The organism is Pseudomonas sp. B3(2017), from assembly GCF_002113595.1.
Classification (GTDB): Bacteria; Pseudomonadota; Gammaproteobacteria; order Pseudomonadales; family Pseudomonadaceae; genus Aquipseudomonas; species Aquipseudomonas ekonensis.
Genome location: NZ_NEIU01000009.1, coordinates 76,562 through 95,513, shown reverse-complemented (window position 1 = coordinate 95,513; position 18,952 = coordinate 76,562). Strand labels below are relative to the sequence as shown.

16 protein-coding genes and 2 riboswitches are annotated in these 18,952 nt (G+C 66.7%); of the genes, 6 read left to right on the top strand and 10 right to left on the bottom strand.

From position 1 onward, the window contains the following. Nucleotides 1-62: 62 nt before the first annotated feature. Nucleotides 63-647 carry a Fe-S biogenesis protein NfuA gene (gene nfuA / locus CAG33_RS15195; protein ID WP_085586164.1) on the top strand — a complete coding sequence of 195 codons (585 nt, stop codon included), beginning with the start codon at nucleotides 63-65 and terminating at the stop codon, nucleotides 645-647. Between the two features lie 93 nt (nucleotides 648-740). On the opposite strand, the gene cobM is transcribed toward nfuA, so the two are convergent. The 10 genes from cobM to CAG33_RS15145 form a co-directional block, all read right to left on the bottom strand. Then, a complete protein-coding gene (gene cobM, locus CAG33_RS15190; RefSeq protein ID WP_085586162.1) occupies nucleotides 741-1,487 on the bottom strand; it encodes a precorrin-4 C(11)-methyltransferase in 747 nt (248 codons plus the stop codon). A 90-nt stretch (nucleotides 1,488-1,577) separates the two neighbouring features. After that, a complete protein-coding gene (locus CAG33_RS15185; protein ID WP_085586160.1) occupies nucleotides 1,578-1,991 on the bottom strand; it encodes a cobalamin biosynthesis protein in 414 nt (137 codons plus the stop codon). Continuing rightward, entirely contained in the window at nucleotides 1,988-2,689 is a 702-nt protein-coding gene (locus tag CAG33_RS15180) for a CbtA family protein (protein WP_085639091.1), read from the bottom strand. The genes CAG33_RS15185 and CAG33_RS15180 overlap by 4 nt, the downstream gene beginning before the upstream one ends. Nucleotides 2,690-2,700: 11 nt before the next feature. Next, on the bottom strand, nucleotides 2,701-2,898 hold the full coding sequence (locus tag CAG33_RS15175) for a CbtB domain-containing protein (RefSeq protein ID WP_085586156.1): 198 nt from the start codon (nucleotides 2,896-2,898) through the stop codon (nucleotides 2,701-2,703). A 118-nt stretch (nucleotides 2,899-3,016) separates the two neighbouring features. Beyond that, nucleotides 3,017-3,237, bottom strand: a riboswitch (cobalamin riboswitch). Nucleotides 3,238-3,271: 34 nt separating this feature from the next. After that, nucleotides 3,272-3,598, bottom strand: coding sequence for an AzlD domain-containing protein (locus tag CAG33_RS15170; RefSeq protein WP_139833010.1), 327 nt, complete (start codon nucleotides 3,596-3,598; stop codon nucleotides 3,272-3,274). Continuing rightward, nucleotides 3,585-4,283, bottom strand: a complete 699-nt coding sequence (locus CAG33_RS15165) for an AzlC family ABC transporter permease (protein WP_170930009.1) — start codon at nucleotides 4,281-4,283, stop codon at nucleotides 3,585-3,587. Before CAG33_RS15165 ends, CAG33_RS15170 begins: the two co-directional genes overlap by 14 nt. Further along, the gene (locus CAG33_RS15160) at nucleotides 4,273-5,190 is read right to left on the bottom strand and encodes a sugar phosphate isomerase/epimerase family protein (protein ID WP_085639088.1); all 918 of its coding nucleotides are present in this window, start codon (nucleotides 5,188-5,190) and stop codon (nucleotides 4,273-4,275) included. Before CAG33_RS15160 ends, CAG33_RS15165 begins: the two co-directional genes overlap by 11 nt. Next, nucleotides 5,187-7,607 carry an acetyl-CoA carboxylase biotin carboxylase subunit family protein gene (locus CAG33_RS15155; RefSeq protein ID WP_085639085.1) on the bottom strand — a complete coding sequence of 807 codons (2,421 nt, stop codon included), beginning with the start codon at nucleotides 7,605-7,607 and terminating at the stop codon, nucleotides 5,187-5,189. Before CAG33_RS15155 ends, CAG33_RS15160 begins: the two co-directional genes overlap by 4 nt. Next, nucleotides 7,604-8,884 (bottom strand): hypothetical protein, encoded by a 1,281-nt coding sequence (locus CAG33_RS15150; RefSeq protein ID WP_085586146.1) that lies wholly within the window; start codon nucleotides 8,882-8,884, stop codon nucleotides 7,604-7,606. The genes CAG33_RS15155 and CAG33_RS15150 overlap by 4 nt, the downstream gene beginning before the upstream one ends. Further along, the gene (locus CAG33_RS15145) at nucleotides 8,884-9,636 is read right to left on the bottom strand and encodes a 2OG-Fe dioxygenase family protein (protein WP_085586144.1); all 753 of its coding nucleotides are present in this window, start codon (nucleotides 9,634-9,636) and stop codon (nucleotides 8,884-8,886) included. Before CAG33_RS15145 ends, CAG33_RS15150 begins: the two co-directional genes overlap by 1 nt. A gap of 347 nt (nucleotides 9,637-9,983) precedes the next feature. Further along, nucleotides 9,984-10,198, top strand: a riboswitch (cobalamin riboswitch). Between the two features lie 98 nt (nucleotides 10,199-10,296). Here CAG33_RS15145 and cobW point away from each other — a divergent pair. From cobW to CAG33_RS15120, 5 genes are all read left to right on the top strand, one after another. Continuing rightward, the gene (gene cobW / locus CAG33_RS15140) at nucleotides 10,297-11,364 is read left to right on the top strand and encodes a cobalamin biosynthesis protein CobW (RefSeq protein WP_085633138.1); all 1,068 of its coding nucleotides are present in this window, start codon (nucleotides 10,297-10,299) and stop codon (nucleotides 11,362-11,364) included. A 3-nt stretch (nucleotides 11,365-11,367) separates the two neighbouring features. Next, nucleotides 11,368-15,186 carry a cobaltochelatase subunit CobN gene (cobN, locus tag CAG33_RS15135; RefSeq protein WP_085639082.1) on the top strand — a complete coding sequence of 1,273 codons (3,819 nt, stop codon included), beginning with the start codon at nucleotides 11,368-11,370 and terminating at the stop codon, nucleotides 15,184-15,186. 135 nt (nucleotides 15,187-15,321) lie between these two features. Beyond that, the gene (locus tag CAG33_RS15130) at nucleotides 15,322-16,323 is read left to right on the top strand and encodes an ATP-binding protein (RefSeq protein ID WP_085639079.1); all 1,002 of its coding nucleotides are present in this window, start codon (nucleotides 15,322-15,324) and stop codon (nucleotides 16,321-16,323) included. Continuing rightward, complete coding sequence (locus CAG33_RS15125) at nucleotides 16,305-16,988, top strand: VWA domain-containing protein (RefSeq protein WP_371857684.1); 684 nt, start codon at nucleotides 16,305-16,307, stop codon at nucleotides 16,986-16,988. Before CAG33_RS15130 ends, CAG33_RS15125 begins: the two co-directional genes overlap by 19 nt. A 260-nt stretch (nucleotides 16,989-17,248) precedes the next feature. Beyond that, entirely contained in the window at nucleotides 17,249-18,895 is a 1,647-nt protein-coding gene (locus CAG33_RS15120; protein ID WP_085639072.1) for a phospholipase D-like domain-containing protein, read from the top strand. The last annotated feature ends 57 nt before the right edge of the window (nucleotides 18,896-18,952 follow it).

Below are 18,952 nucleotides of genomic sequence, written 5' to 3'. Positions count from 1 at the left end.
ACTAGGACTTTGTCCCGGGCGCCGATTGGCGTAAACTCCGCCCAAGCCTGCGAGGAGTTTCCATGACCGCTATCACCATCACCGACGCCGCCCACGATTATCTGGCTGATCTGCTTTCCAAGCAGAACACCCCGGGCATCGGCATCCGCATCTTCATCACCCAGCCTGGCACCCAGTACGCCGAAACCTGCATTGCCTACTGCAAGCCGGGCGAAGAAAAACCCGAAGACAAGGCGCTGGGGCTCAAGAGCTTCACCGCGTACATCGATTCGTTCAGCGAAGCGTTCCTCGACGATGCCGTCGTCGACTACGCCACCGACCGCATGGGCGGCCAGCTGACCATCAAGGCACCGAACGCCAAGGTGCCGATGGTCAACGAAGACAGCCCGATCAACGAGCGCATCAACTACTACCTGCAAACCGAGATCAACCCGGGGCTGGCCAGCCACGGCGGCCAGGTCAGCCTGATCGACGTGGTCGACGACGGCATCGCCGTGCTGCAGTTCGGCGGCGGCTGCCAGGGCTGCGGCCAGGCGGACGTGACCTTGAAGGAAGGCATCGAGCGCACCCTGCTCGAACGCATTCCGGAGCTCAAGGGCGTTCGCGACGTGACCGACCACACGCAGAAAGAAAACGCCTACTACTAAGGCGTTCCCTGCGGACACAAAAAAAACGGCGCCCCGTGAGCGCCGTTTTTTTATGGGTGAACATCACGGATGCCATCACCGGCAGGCTGGCCGCTAAGGCCGATACAAATGCGCATGCCCCGCACGGTACAGCGACGATTCGCTGAAATGGTCGCTGCCCAGCACCCGCCCCACGATGATCAACGCCGTACGCCTGAAGCCCTTGGCGGTCACCTTCGCGGAGATGTCCTCCAGCGTCCCCATCACCCAGTCCTGATCCGGCCAGCTCGCCCGGTGAACCACCGCGATCGGGCAGTCCGCGCCGTAGTGCGGCAGCAGTTCGCCGACGATCTTCTCCAGATGATTGACCCCCAGATGAATGGCCATGGTCGCGCCGTGCTGCGCCAGGCTGCCGAACTCCTCGCCGGCGGGCATCGCGGTCTTGTCCGCGTAACGGGTCAGGATCACGGTCTGCGACACGTCCGGCAGGGTCAGCTCGGCCTCCAGCAGCGCAGCGCATGCCGCCGTGGCGGTCACGCCGGGGATGATCTCGAATGCAATGCCCAGCTCGCGCAGGCAGCGGATCTGCTCACCGATGGCGCCGTACAGGCTCGGGTCGCCGGAATGCACCCGGGCGACGTCCTGGCCATTGGCGTGGGCGGTCTTGATCAGGTCGATGATCTGTTCCAGGTGCAGTTCGGCGCTGTTCACCACGCTGACCGCCTGATGCCCCTCCAGCACCGCCGCCGGCACCAGCGAGCCTGCATAGATGATCACCGGGCAACTGCGGATCAGCCGTTGGCCTTTGACGGTGATCAATTCGGGATCGCCGGGGCCGGCGCCGATGAAGTAGACGGTCATTGTTCCATCCTGAAAAAGGGAGCGGTGCAGGGCGTCATGAGCCTCCCGCATGAGCGTTGTTCATGATCGAAAGCGGGGATTATCGGGAATTCAGGCCGCGCCGGCCAATGCCAATGTGGCCTGGGCGTACTTTTGCCGCGGAATCAGCAGCTTTGCCGGCGCCTGGATCAGTTGCTCGGCCAGCGCCAGGGCGGCGCTTTCCGCCACGCCGTAGCAGCCGGTGCGCTCGAAGGCGATCTGCGACTGGTGGCTCAGGCGCGGCCGGTAACCGGCCAGTTCCGCGCTGCTGAAGTACAGCAAGGGCAGCGCCAGTTGCGCGGCCAGTTCCCGCAAGCCGGGCTCATCGCGCTTGAGGTCGATGCTGGCGAGCGCCTTGACCGCCGCCAGTTCGATGCGATGTGCCTGCAGGGCCTGGTCGAGCAAGGCCCGCAGGGTGGCGGCCGGGCAGCCGCGCTGGCAGCCCAGGCCGACCACCAGGGCCGGCGCTGCGCCGTCCGCAGTCATGCGTGGTGTTGGCCTTCGCCGTTGCGGCGGAACAGCCACGCGCTGATCAGCCCCAGGGCCAGCCAGAACGCAACGTTGGTCAGCTGCGAGGCGATCTTGAACTGCGCTTCCAGCGCCTCCGGCGCCAGCATCGAGTGCACTTCCGGTTGCGGTGCGCCGATCACGTGGGGCACGGCGAGGATGGCCGCGCCGAAGATCTTCATCAGCCAGTTCCGGCTGAAGGCGATCAGGGCCAGGCCCACGGCGGTGGACGCCGCGGTGCCGATCCACCACGTCTGCCGCGAGGCCAGGTCGGCGGCGGCGGTGCCGGGCAGTTCGGGCGGCAGGCCAAGGGTCGGCGCCAGCACGAAGGTGGCGTAGCCGGCCAGGCCCCAGAGCAGGCCCTGTGCGGTCTTGGTCGGTGCGCGCAGGGTATAGAGGCCGGCGAGCATCAGGGCGAAGCCCACGGCCACCACCAGGTTGCCGCCGGTGGTCGACAGCACGCGCTGCCAGCCGTCTTCCGGCTCCCAGGCTTCGGCGTCATGGGTGTGGGCCGGGGTGCCGGCGGCGTGTTCGTGGACTTCGGCCGCAGGTTCAGCCTTCTCGTAGGTCTCGGCCTGCAGAATCAGCGGGGAGACCCAGAAGCTTTGCAGCAGGGTGAGCAGCAGGGCGGCCAGCAGGCCGGTGAACCCGGCGGTCCGGGCAATGCGCTTGATCATGTCGGCAGGTCTCAGTGGCACGGGAACGCGGCGCTGTGGCGGGTATCGTGGGCGGCGTTGTGCACCGCTTCGATGTGCGAGAACCCGGCGAAGTAGACGAGGCAGGCCCCCAGGATCGACGCGCAGACGGCGGCGGTCAGGCGTTGGCTCAGGGTAGTGGTGCCGGCGGAGCTCTTGTCAGTGCTGCCGGTGCTGGTGATGATCGACATGGCGCTTCCCTCTGTGGTGTCAGCGGGTGAATAGAGCGCATGGAAACCCTGCGGGACGGGCACGCAGGGTTCGAACAGCGCCCGCCCACCGCGGGTTTGTTATGTTCAGCGGCGCAGGTGCGCGCTGTGTGTTGCGGGCCGGTCTCCGGGCTCGCGAGGGGTCGGCGTCGGCCGACCTGCAAGCGTCACCTTCCCATGCCGCAGGCACAGTGGATCTGACGCTTCGCTCGCTTACCGTTGCGGGGGCAGCACCGGACTGACATGGCCTTGAAGTAAAGCACATGATTCACCGGTTTCCCGTTTCACCCTGTGAAGGGCACCCGTAACAAGTTGTGTAGGAGAGCATGGGCGCACGATCCGAGTCAATCGACGGCTAACGCATGGCCAGCAGAACGTAGGCGCCCAGCGCGATCAGAAAGGCGTAGTAGGACTTCATGCGCGTCAGGCCCAGCAGCCAGGCCAGCGCCACAGGCCCGATCCACAGGTGCGCCGACGGCTGCTGGCCGGCCAACGGTTGCAGCGAACCGGCCAGCAGGCTGATCAGCATCGCCACGGAAGTGTATTTGCCCAGCCGGTCGATGAACGCCCGGGCCCCGCCGGACAAACGTTCGACATCCACCGCCAGCGGCAGCAGCCGGCAGGTGGCGGACACCAGCGCGCAAATCAGCACATACAGCCAGAACACACTAGGCTCGATCATAGGCGTAACTCGTCAGGACGGTCACCGCGAGCACCGCCATCAGGCTGATGTCCCCCAGCCACAGCAGGCTGGCCGCCGCGGCGAGCCCGGCGATCCATTGCGCGTGCAGGCTATGCCGGTCGCGAGCCATCTTGCCCAGCGAAGCGCTGATGAAAATGGCGATCACCACGCTGACATGCTCCATCAGCCCGTTGGCGGCCAGGCTGGCGAAGCCGTAGCCGGCGGCGGTGCCGAGCAGGGCGGCGGCGTACAGCGCAAAGCACACGGTGTTGGCGTAGGGGCGGCTGACCGGCCCTTGTTCCTTGCGGATCGACATCAGGGTGAAGGCCGCGTTGGCCATCACCGCCAAGGCCGGGACAAAGGACCTGACGGAGCCTTTGAGGCTGGATTTGAGGCTCAGGGTGAAGACCAGAAAGCGCAAGTTGATGCTCAGCGCCGAGACCAGTACCCCGAAGGCGTTCAGCAGGTGCGCCGGCGTCTCCAGCAATGTCAGCTGCAGCGGCGAGGCCATCACCGTGCCGCTGAACACCACCATCGACGGCAGATCCAGGCCGTGACGCCGGCCGAGCATGCCGATCAGGGTGAAGGTCAGCAGCAGCGAGAACACGAACGGCAACGCATCGCGCAGGCCGGTCGTGATCTCGCTGTGGGTGGCCGGTTCGGCCAGCGCGGACTCAGCCGGCATGGGCGCTCTGCCGTGCGCCCGCCAGCAGGCCTTCGACACCGTCCTTGTAGGCCAGCGCCTTCTCCAGGTAGTACTCGGTGGAGAAGCGCGGGATGAACTCCTCGACCACCGCCACGCCGCGGTAGCCGTTGACGGCGAAGCGGTTGAGCACATCGCTCAGGCGCAGGTTGCCTTCACCGATGGGCAGGTGCTGGTGGTGGGTGTCGTTGAGGTCGGCGATGTGCAGGTGACGGGTCACCGGGGCCAGCTCGGCGATGGCCTGGAACAGGCTGTCGCCGTAGGGCATCAGCGAGCACAGGTGCGTCACGTCGATGGTCACGAAGCAGCCGGTCTCGCGGTGGAAGCGCAAGTGCTCGCCGACGCTGAACACCGGGAACTTCGGTCGCTGGCCGCCCATGTTCTCCAGGCACAGGTCGATGCCACGGGTGTCGACGCGCTGTTTGACCTCGTTGATCGCCACGATCAGGTTGTTCAGCAGTTCGGTGTTCTCCAACTGGTCCTTGTAGCCCGGATGGAACGTCACGCTGGTGGCGCGGGCCTGGCGCGAGAAGTCCACGGCGGCGCTCAGGCAGTCCACCGCCTGACCCCGTTCGACCGGATCGGGCGAGCACAGGTTGTACTGGCGGCCCCACCAGCCGGCGTGCACCGTCAGGGTGATGCCGTTCTGCTCGGTGAAGGCGCGGACTTGCCGCGCCAGTTCGCTGCGCTCCTCGGCGCTGAGCGACCAGAACACGGTCTCGGCGTCTTCGCCGATCTCGAACTCCACGGCCTTGAAATGCCTGGAGAGGTCGGTGATCGACCCGAGAATGTCCGCCGGGTTGTCGTACACGTTGGTGGAAAAGGAGATCAGCGGGAAGTTCGGGCTGATCGGGCCGTCGATGTGGAACAGGGTCTCTTGGGTGCTCATTGCGCCAGTCCTTGGGTGGTGAAACGAGGGTGGGAGATCGCGGCGCTGAAGACGTTCGGGTCGTCTTCGGCGGCGCAGGCCAGCAGCACGTAGCCGTGCCGGTCGGCGGAACGGCGGATGGGCCGGCCGAATTTGCCCTGGTCGAGCGTCGCGCGCAGGGCGAAGGGGTGCCGCAGCAGTTGGTCGCGCAGGTGTTCGGGGTCGGTCGTGCCGTCGGTCTCGATGTAGCGGATCGCCATTTGCACGAAGGCCTGCTCGGGGGCCGGCAGGTCGGTGCCGGTCATCGCCGCGAGGGTGCTGGCCGCCAGGTGCACGCCGGTGGTTTTCCAGACCATCTCCCAGATCTGGTCGCCGCCGAAGCGGGTCTGGGTCTCGATGAAATGCAGGCGCGATCCGTCGAGCTTGACCTCGGTGTGCGCCGGCCCCCAGCGGTTGCCCATGCGTTCGAGCAGCCACAGCACCGCGTCTTCGATCAGGGTGCGGCTGGCATCGTCCAGCGCGGCCGGAAAGTCATGGCCGGTCTCGACATAGCCCGGCGCGCCGCTGGTGTGCTTGCGGGTGATGCCGAGGATCCGGTGGCGGCCGTCGAGGCTCAGGGATTCCACGCTGTATTCGTCGCCGCCGGCGAAGGCTTCGATCAGGTTGCGGCCCTGCAGGGGCAGGGCGTCGACGTCTTCCGGGCGATTGACCGCGTAGACCCCTTGGCTGCCCGAGCCGCTGACGGGCTTGACGATCGAGGCGCCGTGGCGCTCGACGAAGGCGCGCACGGCCTCGGCGCTGTCCGCCGCCGCGCTGTGCAGTTCGTAGGGGCTGCCTTGCAGGAGCCTTCGGAACAGCAGCTTGTCGCGGCTGACCTCGACGCTGCGCACGCTGTTGTGGGGGATGCCCAGCCGTTCGCCCAGTTGCGAGGCTGGCAAAAGGCCCAGTTCCGAGAACGACACCACGGCGTCGAACGGCCGCTGACGGTGCAGGCGTTCGACCGTGTCGCCGTAGCCGGCCAGGTCTGCGATGTCGGGCGTCAGCACCAGCGCCGCGTGTTCACGCTGATAGTCGGACAACTGGTCGGGTTGCTGCACCAGGGTGAAGTGGAAGCGGTGCGCGGTGTCCCAGTCCAACCCTGAATCCCGCCCGCCGATCAGCAGGATGCGTTTGGCAGGCTCGGGGTCGGTGCGCTCGCCATACACGTCGATGTCGGTGACCGCCAGCAGCGATTCGCGCAGCCGGGCGGTGTCGGGCTGGCGGAACTCGACGTACAGGTAGTTCTGGAACCCGTTGCTGGCCGGGCCGATGGTGTCGCCCGGCGCGGCGTAGGCGTACCAGCGCTGGAAGCCCGGCAGGCTGCGCAGGCGTTGGGCGTGATGCAGACCGTCGTAGATCCGGTGGGTGCGCGCGAAAGGCGTGGCGATCCCGAACGGCTGGGGGACGTCGCAGGCGGGCGGCAGCGCTTCGCCGGACAGGGCGCGGTGATAGCAGACATCCAGCGGCAGTCGCCACGCCTGGCGGATCACGTGGATCCGGCTGCCGCCGGGTCGTGCACCGACCTCCAGAACCCTCGGCCCGCGTGCGGTGAGGATGAACTCGACATGGGCGAACGTGCCCTTGAGGCCGAGGGCCTGCACGGCGTCGTGGGCCAAACGGTGGCAGCGCGCTTTGAGCGACGCGTCCGGTTCGATGGTCGAGGGCGTGTAGCGGGCGAAATGGTGGAAGTCGTCGCGGCCGATGTCGACCCCGGCGATCACATCGACGATGGGAAAGCTGCTGATGTTGCCGTCGGAACCGATGGCGCAATCGATGGAATGGTTGGAGCCGTGCAGGTATTCCTCCAGCAGCAGTTGGTCGGTTTCCCGCTGCTTGCCGGCGACGTAGCGTTGCAGCGCCGGCCATTCGCGGCGGCTGTAGTCCAGCAGTTCGTGGCGGTCGCGGATGCAGCGCACGAACAGGCTGCTGTACAGGTTCGCAGGCTTCAGGACGAACGGGTAAGGCAGCGCATCCGGTGCGGCGAGCAGTTCGTCGATGCCCGTTTCGCGGGAGATCACGTGCAGGTCGGGATTGGCCGACGCCTGGAAGCGCTGGCGCTGCAGCACCTTGTCCAGCGTGTGCTCGACGTTGCGGTGCAGATGGGCCAAGGCCGGCACTGCCGCGCACAGGCGGCCGGTGACGGCGACATAACCTTCACGGAAGTTCAGCACGCTGGTGAACCTGTGCTCATCCAGCAGGCGTTGGGTCAGGTCGATCAGTTCCGGTGTCAGGCCTTTGGAAAAGTCGTAACGGGCCACCGGCGGCACCTTGGCCGCGTCGGCGATCTTGCTGGTGGCGCGGCTGTCGGCGATCAGCAGCGGTGTGATGCCCTCGGCGACCAGGCCTTCGTATTCGCCGTCGCGGATGTTGCCGACAATCAGGCAAGCGGCTGCGCTCATCGGCAGGACTCCTCGTCGAAACTGTAGTGAACCCGGTTCAACCGGTGACAGATGTGGGCCAGGCGGATCCGGTCGGCGGCGTTGACGCTGTCGGTCAGCACGTTGCGGATGATGTGGGCGAGGGCGTCCAGGTCTTCGCCGGCGATCCCCAGGCGGGTGATTTCCTGCACGCCGAACCGCAGGCAGTCGCGCCCGCCGATGCGTTTGTTGTTGACCCGTATCCCCAGCTCGTTGAGCTGCTGCGCCGCGTGCTGGCTGAAGGCGCCTTCGAGCAGCAGCATATGGGTGTCGGTGGCGTGCGCCGTCCAGCCCGGCAGCCCGGCCAGCGCATCGCGCAGTTGGCGGGCGTTGGCGCACATGCGTTCGGCGTAGGCCTGGCCGTGGCGTTCCATCTCCATCAGGGTGACGAACAGTTGCAGCAGGCCGGGCAGGTTGGGGGAGGACACCAGCGCGCCGCCGACGTTGTGTTCGATCTGCCGGGCCAGGTCGGCGCGTCGGCAGACGATCAGCGCACGGTGCGGGCCCGGCAGGGATTTGTGGGTGTTGCCCTGGAGGATGTCCGCGCCTTCGTCGAGCGGGTTGGGATAGGCCTGGCCGGCGATCAGCCCCAGCGTGTGCGAGGCGTCGCAGATGATCAGCGTGCGGTCGAGGCCGCGCCGGTTGAGCAGCTTGCGCAGCGGCTTGACGGCGATCGCCCGGGTGGTCAGGCCGTGGTCGAGCAGCACGGCGGCCGGCGGTTGCCCGAGGGACTGAAGTTGCGCATCGAAGGCGTCGAGATCGATCTGGCCGTCCGTGCCGAGCCCGAAAAACACACTCTGGCGACCGATCTTCTGCACCAGCGGCCCGGTGGCGAAATGACCGCCGCTCTCGGGCGCCAGGGACATGACGATGTCCCCCGGCACGCTCAGCGCCGCCAGCACGCTCAAGGTGCAGTGGACGCCGGACAGCACGCGGTACTCGACGAACTCGGCGTTGAACATCGTCTGCGCGGCCCGGGTCGCGAGCGCCTTCAGCGTTTCGACCTCCGGAAAGTGCTCGACCTGCATCCCGCCGAACTCGGCGGCGTAGCGCTGGCCCGCAATCGGCCGGACGTTGAACAGGTAACGGTCGTAATGGCGGTTTTGCCCCAAGGCCCGGGCCGTGTCCGACAATACATTTTCATTGGCGGTCAGAGACACTGTCGAGGTTCGGCGCGCCAAGGCCTCTTCGAACTGTTCGATAATGAAACTGTGCGCGCTGGGCGCGACGGAGGGCACTGCATAAGTTGAATGGTTCATTAGTAATCCGCCAGGTCGAAGTCGATGATCAACATGTCGCGAGTGCTGTGATTTGAACTAATGCCTAACTTCTGCAAGGGTGAAACTTCATGCAGAAGTATTCGGTCATTCAATACGACGGTTTCCAGGTAGTTCGTCAAAGTTGCGCTGAAAACATTGTCGCCGTTCTCGGTGAATATCCGGCTTTCGCCGCCGATGACGTGCTGGCGCTGGATCAGGTGCTGAAAGACGAAGTCGTGGCCGTCGCGGTGGCGGCCTTCGGGGGTGGCCTGGCCTTCGCGGGTTTCGTCGCACAGGATGCGAAACTGATGGCAGGTCACCAGCCAGTCGCGGTGGCCGACGGCCAGGTCCATCAGCGCCAGGTCCGCCGCCAGCAGGCTGCGCAGCACCGGCGATCCGGTGAAGGCCGGCTCGCTGTGCGCATAGGTGCGCTGGACGCCGCCCAGCAGCGGGTTGTGGGCCTGGGCCTGGAAGAAATGGCAGTCGTCGAGGGGCGTCCAGTGGCGCTCCCGCTGGCGGTACTCGAACTTGCAGATGCGCCGCTCGCGGCGGCCGTTCTCTGCGTTCAGGTAGGTGTCCGGCGGCAGGTTGTCCCAGGTGCGGTCGAAGGCGCGGCACGCTTCGCGGCCCAAGGACGCCACCTGCGCCGCCGGAAAGACGTCGCTGTCGGCGTAGTGGTCGTTGCGCAGCCGTTCGGACAGTTCGAACAGCACGGCACTGCCGGGATGCCCGATGGCGCTACCGGCACTCATGGCGCAGGCACACAGGCAGGTTTCAGAGGAATAGACAGGCGCGGACACTGACGATAATCAGGCATGCAAGACGTCCTTTCTTATGAAATACATATTCCTTATGTGGGGTCATGGTTCATTTCCTGTTTTGAATTATCAATTCTGTTTTTGTAAAGATATGTAATTTTGCTGTTCGGACGCTCTAGTCCGAGGGGAAGCGGGGTGTAGGAAAAGTTTCTGTTTTGTGAACTTGTAGGAAATAACTTACGTTGAACTTTTTAGTTGAGAAAAGGTCGCGGCCTATATATGAAAAAATAAAGTCTATATAGCGATAACGCACTAGACATTGACCCGCCCGCCGACCATGCGTAGCCTTGCGCTTTCGAGGTTCTTCGGCGGCTGCCGAAGCTAAGAAGGGAACGCGGTCCAAGCCGCGGCTGCCCCCGCAACTGTGAACGGTGATGTTCGCTGCCATGCCACTGCAAGCCTGCTTCAACAGGGCCGCGGGAAGGCGCAGCGGATGCCGGGCCCCAAGGCCGGCGCGCCGTCAGCCAGGAGACCTGCCTCGACACAGATTCTCACTACAACCGGGCGGGGTGATCCGGTGGCGAACGCTCCCGGCGCGCAAGCGCGTCGCCGGCTCTCGTCCCGCATGCCCGCCACCTCGCCAAAGGTCATCCGATGAAAACACTGGCCAAACTCCCCGTCACCATCGTCACCGGCTTCCTCGGCTCGGGCAAGACCACCCTGCTGCGGCACATGCTCGACAATGCCCAGGGCCGCCGCATCGCGGTGATCGTCAACGAGTTCGGCGAACTGGGCATCGACGGCGAAATCCTCAAGCAATGCACCATCGGCTGCACCGAAGAAGAGGCCACCGGCCGCGTCTACGAACTGGCCAACGGCTGCCTGTGCTGCACGGTGCAGGAAGAGTTCTTCCCGGTGATGCGCGAGCTGGTGGCCCGTCGCGGCGACCTCGACCACATCCTGATCGAAACCTCCGGCCTGGCGCTGCCCAAGCCGCTGGTGCAGGCCTTCCAGTGGCCGGAAATCCGCAACGCCTGCACCGTCGACGCGGTGATCACCGTGGTCGACAGCCCGGCCGTGGCCGCCGGCACCTTCGCCGCGTTCCCGGACCAGGTCGACGCCCAACGCAAGCTCGACCCGAACCTGGACCACGAATCGCCGCTGCACGAACTGTTCGCCGACCAACTGGCCAGCGCCGACCTCGTCATCCTCAACAAGGCCGACCAGGCCAGCGCCGAAGACCTGGCCCGCGTGCGCCTGGAAGTCGCCGAAGAGCTGCCGCCGGCGGTCAAGATCGTCGAAGCCAGCAACGGCCGCCTGCCGTTGGACGTGCTGATCGGCCTGGGCGCCGGTTCCGAGGAGCACATCGACGGTCGCCACAGCCATCACGACCATCACCATGAAGGCGATGACCACGACGACCATGACCATGACGCCTTCGATTCGATATCCATCGAACTGCCGCAAGCCGACGAAAGCCTGCTGCTCGACGCCTTGACCCAACTGGTGGTTCAGCACGGCATCCTGCGGGTCAAGGGCTTCGCGGCGATCCCGAACAAGCCGATGCGCCTGCTGATCCAGGGCGTGGGCACCCGTTTCGACAAGCACTTCGACCGCCAGTGGGGCGCAGACGAGGCGCGCATCACCCGTCTGGTGCTGATCGGCCAGAAACTGGACGCCGCCCAGCTCGAAGCGCAACTGCGCGCCGCGCTCAGCGTGTAAGCCATGCACCTGCTCAGGACCCAGCCCGGCGGTTTCGTGTCGGATGACAATATTGCCGACCTTGGACAGACCCCCGCCGAACTGGTGATCCTGTGCAGCGGCGATTCCAGCCTGGCGCTGCTCGCCGAAGCCGCGCAGCAGTTGCCCGACGACTATCCGAGCCTGCGTCTGGCCAACCCGATGCAGGTGCAGAACCATGCCTCGGTCGACCTGTACGTCGACGAAGTGCTGCGCCACGCCAAAGTGATCCTGATCTCCCTGCACGGCGGCATCGCCTATTGGCGCTACGGCGTCGAGCGCCTGGTGGAGCTGGCCGGGGGCGGGGTGCAGGTGATCCTGGTGCCGGGCGACGACCGGCCCGACCCGGAACTCAGCGGCCTGAGCACCGTCGGCGCCGAGGACCGCGACCGGCTCTGGCAGTTCCTGCGCCAGGGCGGCCTGGGCAATGCGCTGGACTTCTTCCGTTGCCTGGCCAACCGCTGGCTGGATCGCCCCTACGCCTGGGGCGAACCGCAGGCGCTGCCGCGCACGGCGATCTATCACCCGAATAAAAGCACCGCCGCCCTGGGCGACTGGCAGGCCGATTGGCAAGCCGGCCGGCCGGTGGCGGCGGTGTTGTTCTACCGCTCGCATTTGCAGGCGGCCAACACGGCGTTCATCGATGTGTTCTGCCAGCGCTTGCAGGCGGCGGGGCTCAACCCGTTGCCCATCGCGGTGGCGAGCCTGAAGGAGCCCGGCTGCCTGACGGTGGTCGAGGACTGGCTGGACGAAACCGAAACCGGCGTGATCCTCAACACCACCGGGTTCGCCCAGTCCAGCCCGGAGGCGCCGCACCTGCGGCCGTTCCGCCGCGACATCCCGGTGATCCAGGCCATCTGCGCCCAGGACAACGAACCCGGCTGGCGCGCCAGTGAACAAGGCCTGGGCCCGCGCGACCTGGCGATGCACATCGCCTTACCGGAACTGGACGGGCGGATCATCAGCCGGCCGATCAGCTTCAAGGACCTGGCCTGGCGCAGCGAGCGCAGCCAATCGGACGTCGTCTGCTACCGGGCGCAACCGGAACGCATGGATTTCGTCGCCGAACTGGCGCGGCGCTGGGCTGACCTGGCCCGTGTGCCGAACCACGAAAAGCGCGTGGCCCTGATCCTGGCCAACTACCCGACCCGGGACGGGCGCATCGGCAACGGCGTCGGCCTGGATACGCCGGCGGCGGCCCTGAACATCCTCAGGGCGCTTCATCAGCACGGCTATCCGCTGCCCGCCGAACTCCCGGCCAGCGGCACCGACCTGATCCGCCAGTTGCTCGGCGGCGTCAGCAACGATCTGGACACTCTCGACCAGCGCCCCTGCCAGCAAAGCCTGGGCATGGACGAGTACCTGGCGATGTTCGACGCCTTGCCCGACGCCAACCGCGCGGCGGTGCTGGAGCGCTGGGGCACGCCGCAGCAAGACCCGATGTGCCGCGACAACCGCATGATGGTCGCCGGCCTGCGCTTTGGCCTGACCTTCGTCGGCATCCAGCCGGCGCGGGGTTATCAGGTCGATCCGAGCGCGGTCTACCACGACCCGGACCTGGTGCCGCCCCACGGCTATCTGGCGTTCTACTTCTGGCTGCGCCGCACCTACGGCGCCCACGCGCTGATCCACGTCGGCAAGCACGGCAACCTCGAATGGCTGCCGGGCAAGGGCGTGGGGCTGTCCGATCAGTGCTGGCCGGACGCGTTGCTCGGGCCTTTGCCGAACATCTATCCGTTCATCGTCAACGACCCCGGCGAGGGCGCCCAGGCCAAGCGCCGCACGCAGGCGGTGATCATCGACCACCTGATGCCGCCGCTGACCCGCGCCGAAACCTACGGCCCGCTGCGCAACCTGGAGTTGCTGGCGGACGAGTACTACGAAGCGCAACTGCTCGACCCGCGCCGCGCCCGCGAACTGCAGCGCGACATCCTGCAACTGGTGCGTGACACGCAGATCGACCGCGAACTGCAACTGGATGCCGCGCTCGACAGCGATGCGGATGCGGCGGTGTGGCTGCCGCGCTTGGACACCTACCTGTGCGACCTGAAGGAATCGCAGATCCGCGACGGCCTGCACGTGTTCGGCGAGTCGCCCACCGGGCCGCTGCGCACCGACACGTTGCTGGCTTTGCTGCGCATCCCCCGGGGCGACGGCAAGGGCGCGCAGTCGAGCCTGCTGCGGGCGCTGGCCAAGGCGTTCGGGCTGGGTTTCGACCCGTTGGATTGCGCATTGGCCGAACCGTGGGCCGGCCCGCGCCCGGATGAACTGCAAGCGGTCAGCGACGAGGCCTGGCGCACCTGCGGCGATACCCGCGAACGGCTGGAGTTGTTCGCCGCCCAATTGATCGCCTCGACGACGCCGTCCCCCTGTGGGAGCGGTGTGTCCGTTGAACGCAATGCTGAAGGCACGACCGATTCGCATCCAAAGGAACCTCGCTGGGCCCCGGTCAATGAGATCCTGGCGAACCTGCGCGAGGTCATCGCCCCGCGCCTGGACGCCTGTGGGCCGGCGGAGATGCGTGGCCTGCTCGATGCCCTGGACGGTCGTTTCGTGCCCGCCGGCCCCAGCGGTGCGCCGAGCCGCGGCCGCCTCGATGTGTTGCCCACCGGGCGCAACTTCTATTCGGTGGACGTGCGCAACCTGCCGACCACCACTGCGTGGCGCATCGGCTTCCAGTCCGCCAGCTTGATCCTTGAGCGGCATTTGCAGGACCATGGCGACCACCTGCGCCAGATCGGCCTGTCGGTGTGGGGCACGGCAACCATGCGCACCGGCGGCGACGACATCGCCCAGGCCATGGCGCTGATGGGCGTGCGCCCGGTGTGGGCCACCGGCAGCCAGCGGGTGGACGATTTCGAGATCCTGCCGCTGAGCCTGCTCGACCGGCCCCGGGTCGACGTGACGCTGCGGGTGTCCGGGTTCTTCCGCGACGCCTTCGCCAACCTGATCCGCCTGTTCGACGCCGCCGTGCAGGCGGTGGCCGAACTCGACGAGCCGGACGACCTCAACCCGCTGGCCGCCAAGGTGCGCGCCGAACGTGCAGCGCTGGTGCAGTCGGGTCTGGACGAAGAGGCCGCACGGCGCCAGGCCGGCTGGCGGATCTTCGGTGCCAAGCCGGGCGCCTATGGCGCGGGCGTGCAGGGCGCCATCGACGCACGCCTGTGGCAGACCCGCGAGGACCTGGCCGAGGTCTACCTGAACTGGGGCGCCTACGCCTACGGCGGATCCGATGAAGGCACCGCCGCCCGTGACCGGTTCGCCCGGCGCCTGAGCCAGGTGCAGGCGGTGCTGCACAACCAGGACAACCGCGAACACGACCTGCTCGATTCCAACGACTACTACCAGTTCCAGGGCGGCATGCTCGCGGCGGTGGAGAGCCTGCGCGGCGAGGCCGCCGCCAGCTATCACGGCGACCACAGCCAGCCGGACCTGCCGAAGATCCGCACCCTCAAGGAAGAGCTCAACCGGGTGATCCGTTCCCGGGCGGCCAATCCGAAGTGGATCGACGGGGTCAAGCGCCACGGCTATAAAGGCGCGTTCGAACTGGCGGCGACCGTGGACAACCTGTTCGCCTTCGATGCCACCACGCAGCTGATCGACGACCACCAGTACGCCTTGCTTGCCGACGCCTATCTGCTGGATCCTTCGACCCGCGAGTTCGTGCGCGAGCACAACCCCCATGCCCTGCGGGACATGACCGAGCGGATGCTGGAGGCGCAGCAGCGGGGGATGTGGCAGGATCCGGGCGCGTACCGCGAGGCGCTGGAGAACCTGTTGCTGGATATAGAAGAAGAGACCTGACCCATACCCCTGTAGGAGCGAGCCTGCTCGCGATAGCCTTGCCCCAGTATCCCTTGGGTTGCCTGCTCCACCGCGATCGCGAGCCTGCTCGCTCCCGCAGTTGCCCCAGGCCCGACCTTGATTGAGTACCGATAGATGACCGACACCTACCATTTCCCTCTGTCCGCCGTGGTCGGCGCCGATGACCTGAAACTGGCCCTGTGCCTGACCGCCATCGACCCGAAGATCGGCGGCGTGCTGATCGAGGGCCCGCGGGGCATGGCCAAGTCGACCCTGGCCCGGGGGCTGGCGGACCTGCTCAACGGCGGTCAGTTCGTCACCTTGCCGTTGGGCGCCACCGAAGAGCGGCTGGTGGGCACGCTGGATCTGGATGCCGCGCTGGGCGAAGGCCGCGCGCAGTTTTCGCCGGGCGTGTTGGCCAAGGCCGACGGCGGCGTGCTGTACGTCGATGAGGTGAACTTGCTGCCCGACCATCTGGTGGATCTGCTGCTCGACGTGGCCGCCAGCGGCACCAACCTGATCGAGCGCGACGGCATTTCCCACCGGCACTCGGCGAAGTTCGTCCTGATCGGCACCATGAACCCGGAGGAGGGCGAACTGCGGCCGCAGTTGCTGGACCGCTTTGGCCTCAACGTCGCCTTGGGCGGGCACACGGCACCGGCCGAGCGCGGGCAGATCATCCGTCGCCGGCTCGACTTCGACAGCGACCCGGAAGGCTTCTGCGCGCAATGGGAAGGCGAGCAGCAAGCCCTGCGCGAGCGCTGCCGCAGCGCCCGCGACAGCCTTGCGGACATTCCGCTGGACGATGACGCCCTGGCGCAGATCACCGAGCGTTGCTTCGCCGCCGGCGTCGATGGCTTGCGGGCGGATCTGGTCTGGCTGCGGGCGGCCCGGGCCCATGCGGCCTGGCGCGGCGCCGGCGCGATCGAAGGGCAGGATATCGACGCGGTGGCCGAATTCGCCTTGCGCCACCGCCGTCGCGTACAGCCTTCGCCGCCTGCGCAGGCACCGGCGCAGTCTCCCGCCGACAGCCAGGCCGACAGCCGCGAAGGGCAGGGCCAATGGGGTGAGATGCCTGCGCCGGCGCAAGCCACCGGTGCCCGCCGCGAAGTGCCGCACTGGCCAAAAAAGCCCTAGGCATTCGCCCCCGGTCCGACGCGGGGGCGAATGCCAGACCCCGCGCCGGACGGCTCGACAACGGCAGGCAAGGGCGGCGCCACGCCGCCCGCAGCGGCTCGGTGAACTGGCCGGGTACCTTGCTCAACGGTCGGCCACGGTGCCGGGCGGACCTGCTGTTGCAGATGCGCACCCGCACGCCCCATGAACTGTGGCTGGTGATCGTCGATGCGTCCGGCTCGACCCGTCGCCATCAGGCCCTGAGCGATGCCAAGGGGCTGCTCGCCCAGGTGTTCGACGACGCCTACCGGCAGCGCGCGCGCCTGGCCTTGCTCACCGCCAGCGGCGCAGCGCCGAAGTGGCAGGTGCAGGGGCTCAAGTCCGGCAGTGGCCTGCGGGCCTGGCTCGACGGCTTGGGGGCCGGGGGCGGCACGCCGCTGCTGGCGGCGCTCGCAGAGGCCGAGCAATGGCTGACGCTGCGCCGCCAGCGTTTCCCGGCGGAACGGCAACGGTTGCTGGTGGTGACGGACGGGCGCCTGAAGGATCTGGGGGGCCTGCCGGCGCTGGCGTGCCCGGGCCTGTTGATCGACATCGAACGCGGACCGATCCGCCTGGGCCGCGCCCGGCAGCTGGCGACGGCGCTGGAGGCCGAATACCGGCACATCGATGAGCTGCACCTGAGCTGACCCAGCGCCATCGCCAGCAGGCTGGCTCCCACAAGGGATCCCGGTTATCCGCAATATCCATGTACCCCACAGAACCCTGTAGGAGCTTGCCTGCAAGCGATGAGGCCAACACAGTCGACATCTCTGCTAGCTGACCCACCGTCATCGCTGGCAAGCCAGCGATGACGTCGGCACATTCCGCATCGCTTTCGCCTGATCCACCGCGTAAAACCCCCCGCGCTGCTCTATGCTGCACCCCAGCCCATCACAAGGAGTGAACCATGCGCGTACTGGTCGCCAACCCCCAGGACGATTTCCGCGTCAAGGCCTACGCCGGCACCAACGGCGTGCTGCTCGCCATGGACGTCGCCGAACCCCGGCGCAAGGGCCTGCTCGGTTTCGCCATCGAGAAGCAGCAGGGCGACAAGCCGTGGCTGTTCCTGTTCAACAGCCTGACCTTCCCCGGCAAGGCGCACACCCGGCCGGAATTCCACGCCACCCCGAGCGACCTGGCCCCTTTGCAGAAATTTCGCTGGGCCGACTACGCCGTGAACCCCGGCATGACGATCCATTACCGCGTGCACCTGGCCTACGGCACGCCGGACGCCCCAGCGCTCGGCGAATCGCTGGAGCTGACCATCCGCTCCGACGACGGCCACCCGGCCAACCAAAGCGTGATCTTCAACCGTGCCGTCGCGGCCAGCCAAGCCTTCCAGCGCAAGTTCCCGGACCTTGACGCGCAGATCAGCGCCAACCGCAACCTGCCCATCGAGGCCTGGCCCGACGCGGCGCGCCAATGGCTGGAGAACGGCCTGCTCGGGCGTCTGCAAGGCTTCATCCAGCGCGCCACCGACGGCCAGTGGGCGCTGGACATCGCAATCTACGAATACCAACTGCAAGCCATCATCGACACGGTGAACGCGGCATTCGACCGTGGGGTGCAGGTGCGGGTGCTGTACCACGCCCGGCCCGACGACGAAGACACCACGATCAACCAAGCGAGCCTGGCGCACCTGCCAGAGGCCAGCAAGCGCGGGCGGGTCACCCACAACATCTTCCACGACAAGTTCATCGTCTTGAGCCGCCTCGATGCCGGCGGCGTGCGCCAGCCGCAAGCGGTGCTGTGCGGCAGCACCAACTTCACCGCCAACGGCGTCTACCGCCAGGCCAACGTGGTGCATGTGCTGGACGATCCGGCCATCGCCGCCAGCTACCTGCGCACCTTCGAGGAAATCTGGACGACGCCTGCCGATGTCGGCGCCACCCGCGACTGGATCACCGACGTCAATCCGATGGATCCGGCCAAACCGCTGTTCGCCGGGTTTTCGCCGCGCTCCGGCGGCGCCGACCTGCGCGAGTTCGTCGACATCATCAACGCGGCGAAAAAGGACGTGCTGTTCGTCACCGCATTCGACTTGCCCGACCCGATCCTCAACGCCTTGCTCGGCCAGCCTCACGACGACATCCTGCGCTACGGCCTGCAGAACACCGCGAGCCGGATCACCGGCTTCCATGCCGACCGCACCGCCGAGTTCGCCGCCACTGCGCTGCTCAACACGGGCCTTGAAGGCTGGCTGCGGGAAAACATGAAAGGCCAGAAGGGCAACCTGCTGGTGCACACCAAAGCGGTGGTCACCGACTTCACCACGGACGCCCCGACCATCATCAGCGGCAGCCACAACCTCAGCACCTCGGCCAGCAACGGCAACGACGAAAACTTCCTGATCATCCGCGGCGACACCGACCTGGCGGACCGCTACGGCCTGGAATTGCTGCGCTTCTACGAGCATTACCGCTTCCGCTATTTCGCCAAGAAACTGGATCTCAAGCAGGTGCAGCCGCTGGCGGCGGATGACAGCTGGACGGATGACTATTACGTCGACGGGGATTTGCGGCAGTTGTCGCGGTTGCGGTTTTCCGGGCGGTAGCAAGCCGGAACGGGACGTTCAGGCCTGTACATCTGAATGCGTTTTTTATGTTGTGGA

Coding starts and splice junctions, on each gene's coding strand:
- nfuA (WP_085586164.1), top strand. CDS start 63: ATGACCGCTATCACCATCACCGACGCCGCCCACGATTATCTGGCTGAT.
- cobM (WP_085586162.1), bottom strand. CDS start 1,487: ATGACCGTCTACTTCATCGGCGCCGGCCCCGGCGATCCCGAATTGATC.
- CAG33_RS15185 (WP_085586160.1), bottom strand. CDS start 1,991: ATGACTGCGGACGGCGCAGCGCCGGCCCTGGTGGTCGGCCTGGGCTGC.
- CAG33_RS15180 (WP_085639091.1), bottom strand. CDS start 2,689: ATGATCAAGCGCATTGCCCGGACCGCCGGGTTCACCGGCCTGCTGGCC.
- CAG33_RS15175 (WP_085586156.1), bottom strand. CDS start 2,898: ATGTCGATCATCACCAGCACCGGCAGCACTGACAAGAGCTCCGCCGGC.
- CAG33_RS15170 (WP_139833010.1), bottom strand. CDS start 3,598: ATGATCGAGCCTAGTGTGTTCTGGCTGTATGTGCTGATTTGCGCGCTG.
- CAG33_RS15165 (WP_170930009.1), bottom strand. CDS start 4,283: ATGCCGGCTGAGTCCGCGCTGGCCGAACCGGCCACCCACAGCGAGATC.
- CAG33_RS15160 (WP_085639088.1), bottom strand. CDS start 5,190: ATGAGCACCCAAGAGACCCTGTTCCACATCGACGGCCCGATCAGCCCG.
- CAG33_RS15155 (WP_085639085.1), bottom strand. CDS start 7,607: ATGAGCGCAGCCGCTTGCCTGATTGTCGGCAACATCCGCGACGGCGAA.
- CAG33_RS15150 (WP_085586146.1), bottom strand. CDS start 8,884: ATGAACCATTCAACTTATGCAGTGCCCTCCGTCGCGCCCAGCGCGCAC.
- CAG33_RS15145 (WP_085586144.1), bottom strand. CDS start 9,636: ATGAGTGCCGGTAGCGCCATCGGGCATCCCGGCAGTGCCGTGCTGTTC.
- cobW (WP_085633138.1), top strand. CDS start 10,297: ATGAAAACACTGGCCAAACTCCCCGTCACCATCGTCACCGGCTTCCTC.
- cobN (WP_085639082.1), top strand. CDS start 11,368: ATGCACCTGCTCAGGACCCAGCCCGGCGGTTTCGTGTCGGATGACAAT.
- CAG33_RS15130 (WP_085639079.1), top strand. CDS start 15,322: ATGACCGACACCTACCATTTCCCTCTGTCCGCCGTGGTCGGCGCCGAT.
- CAG33_RS15120 (WP_085639072.1), top strand. CDS start 17,249: ATGCGCGTACTGGTCGCCAACCCCCAGGACGATTTCCGCGTCAAGGCC.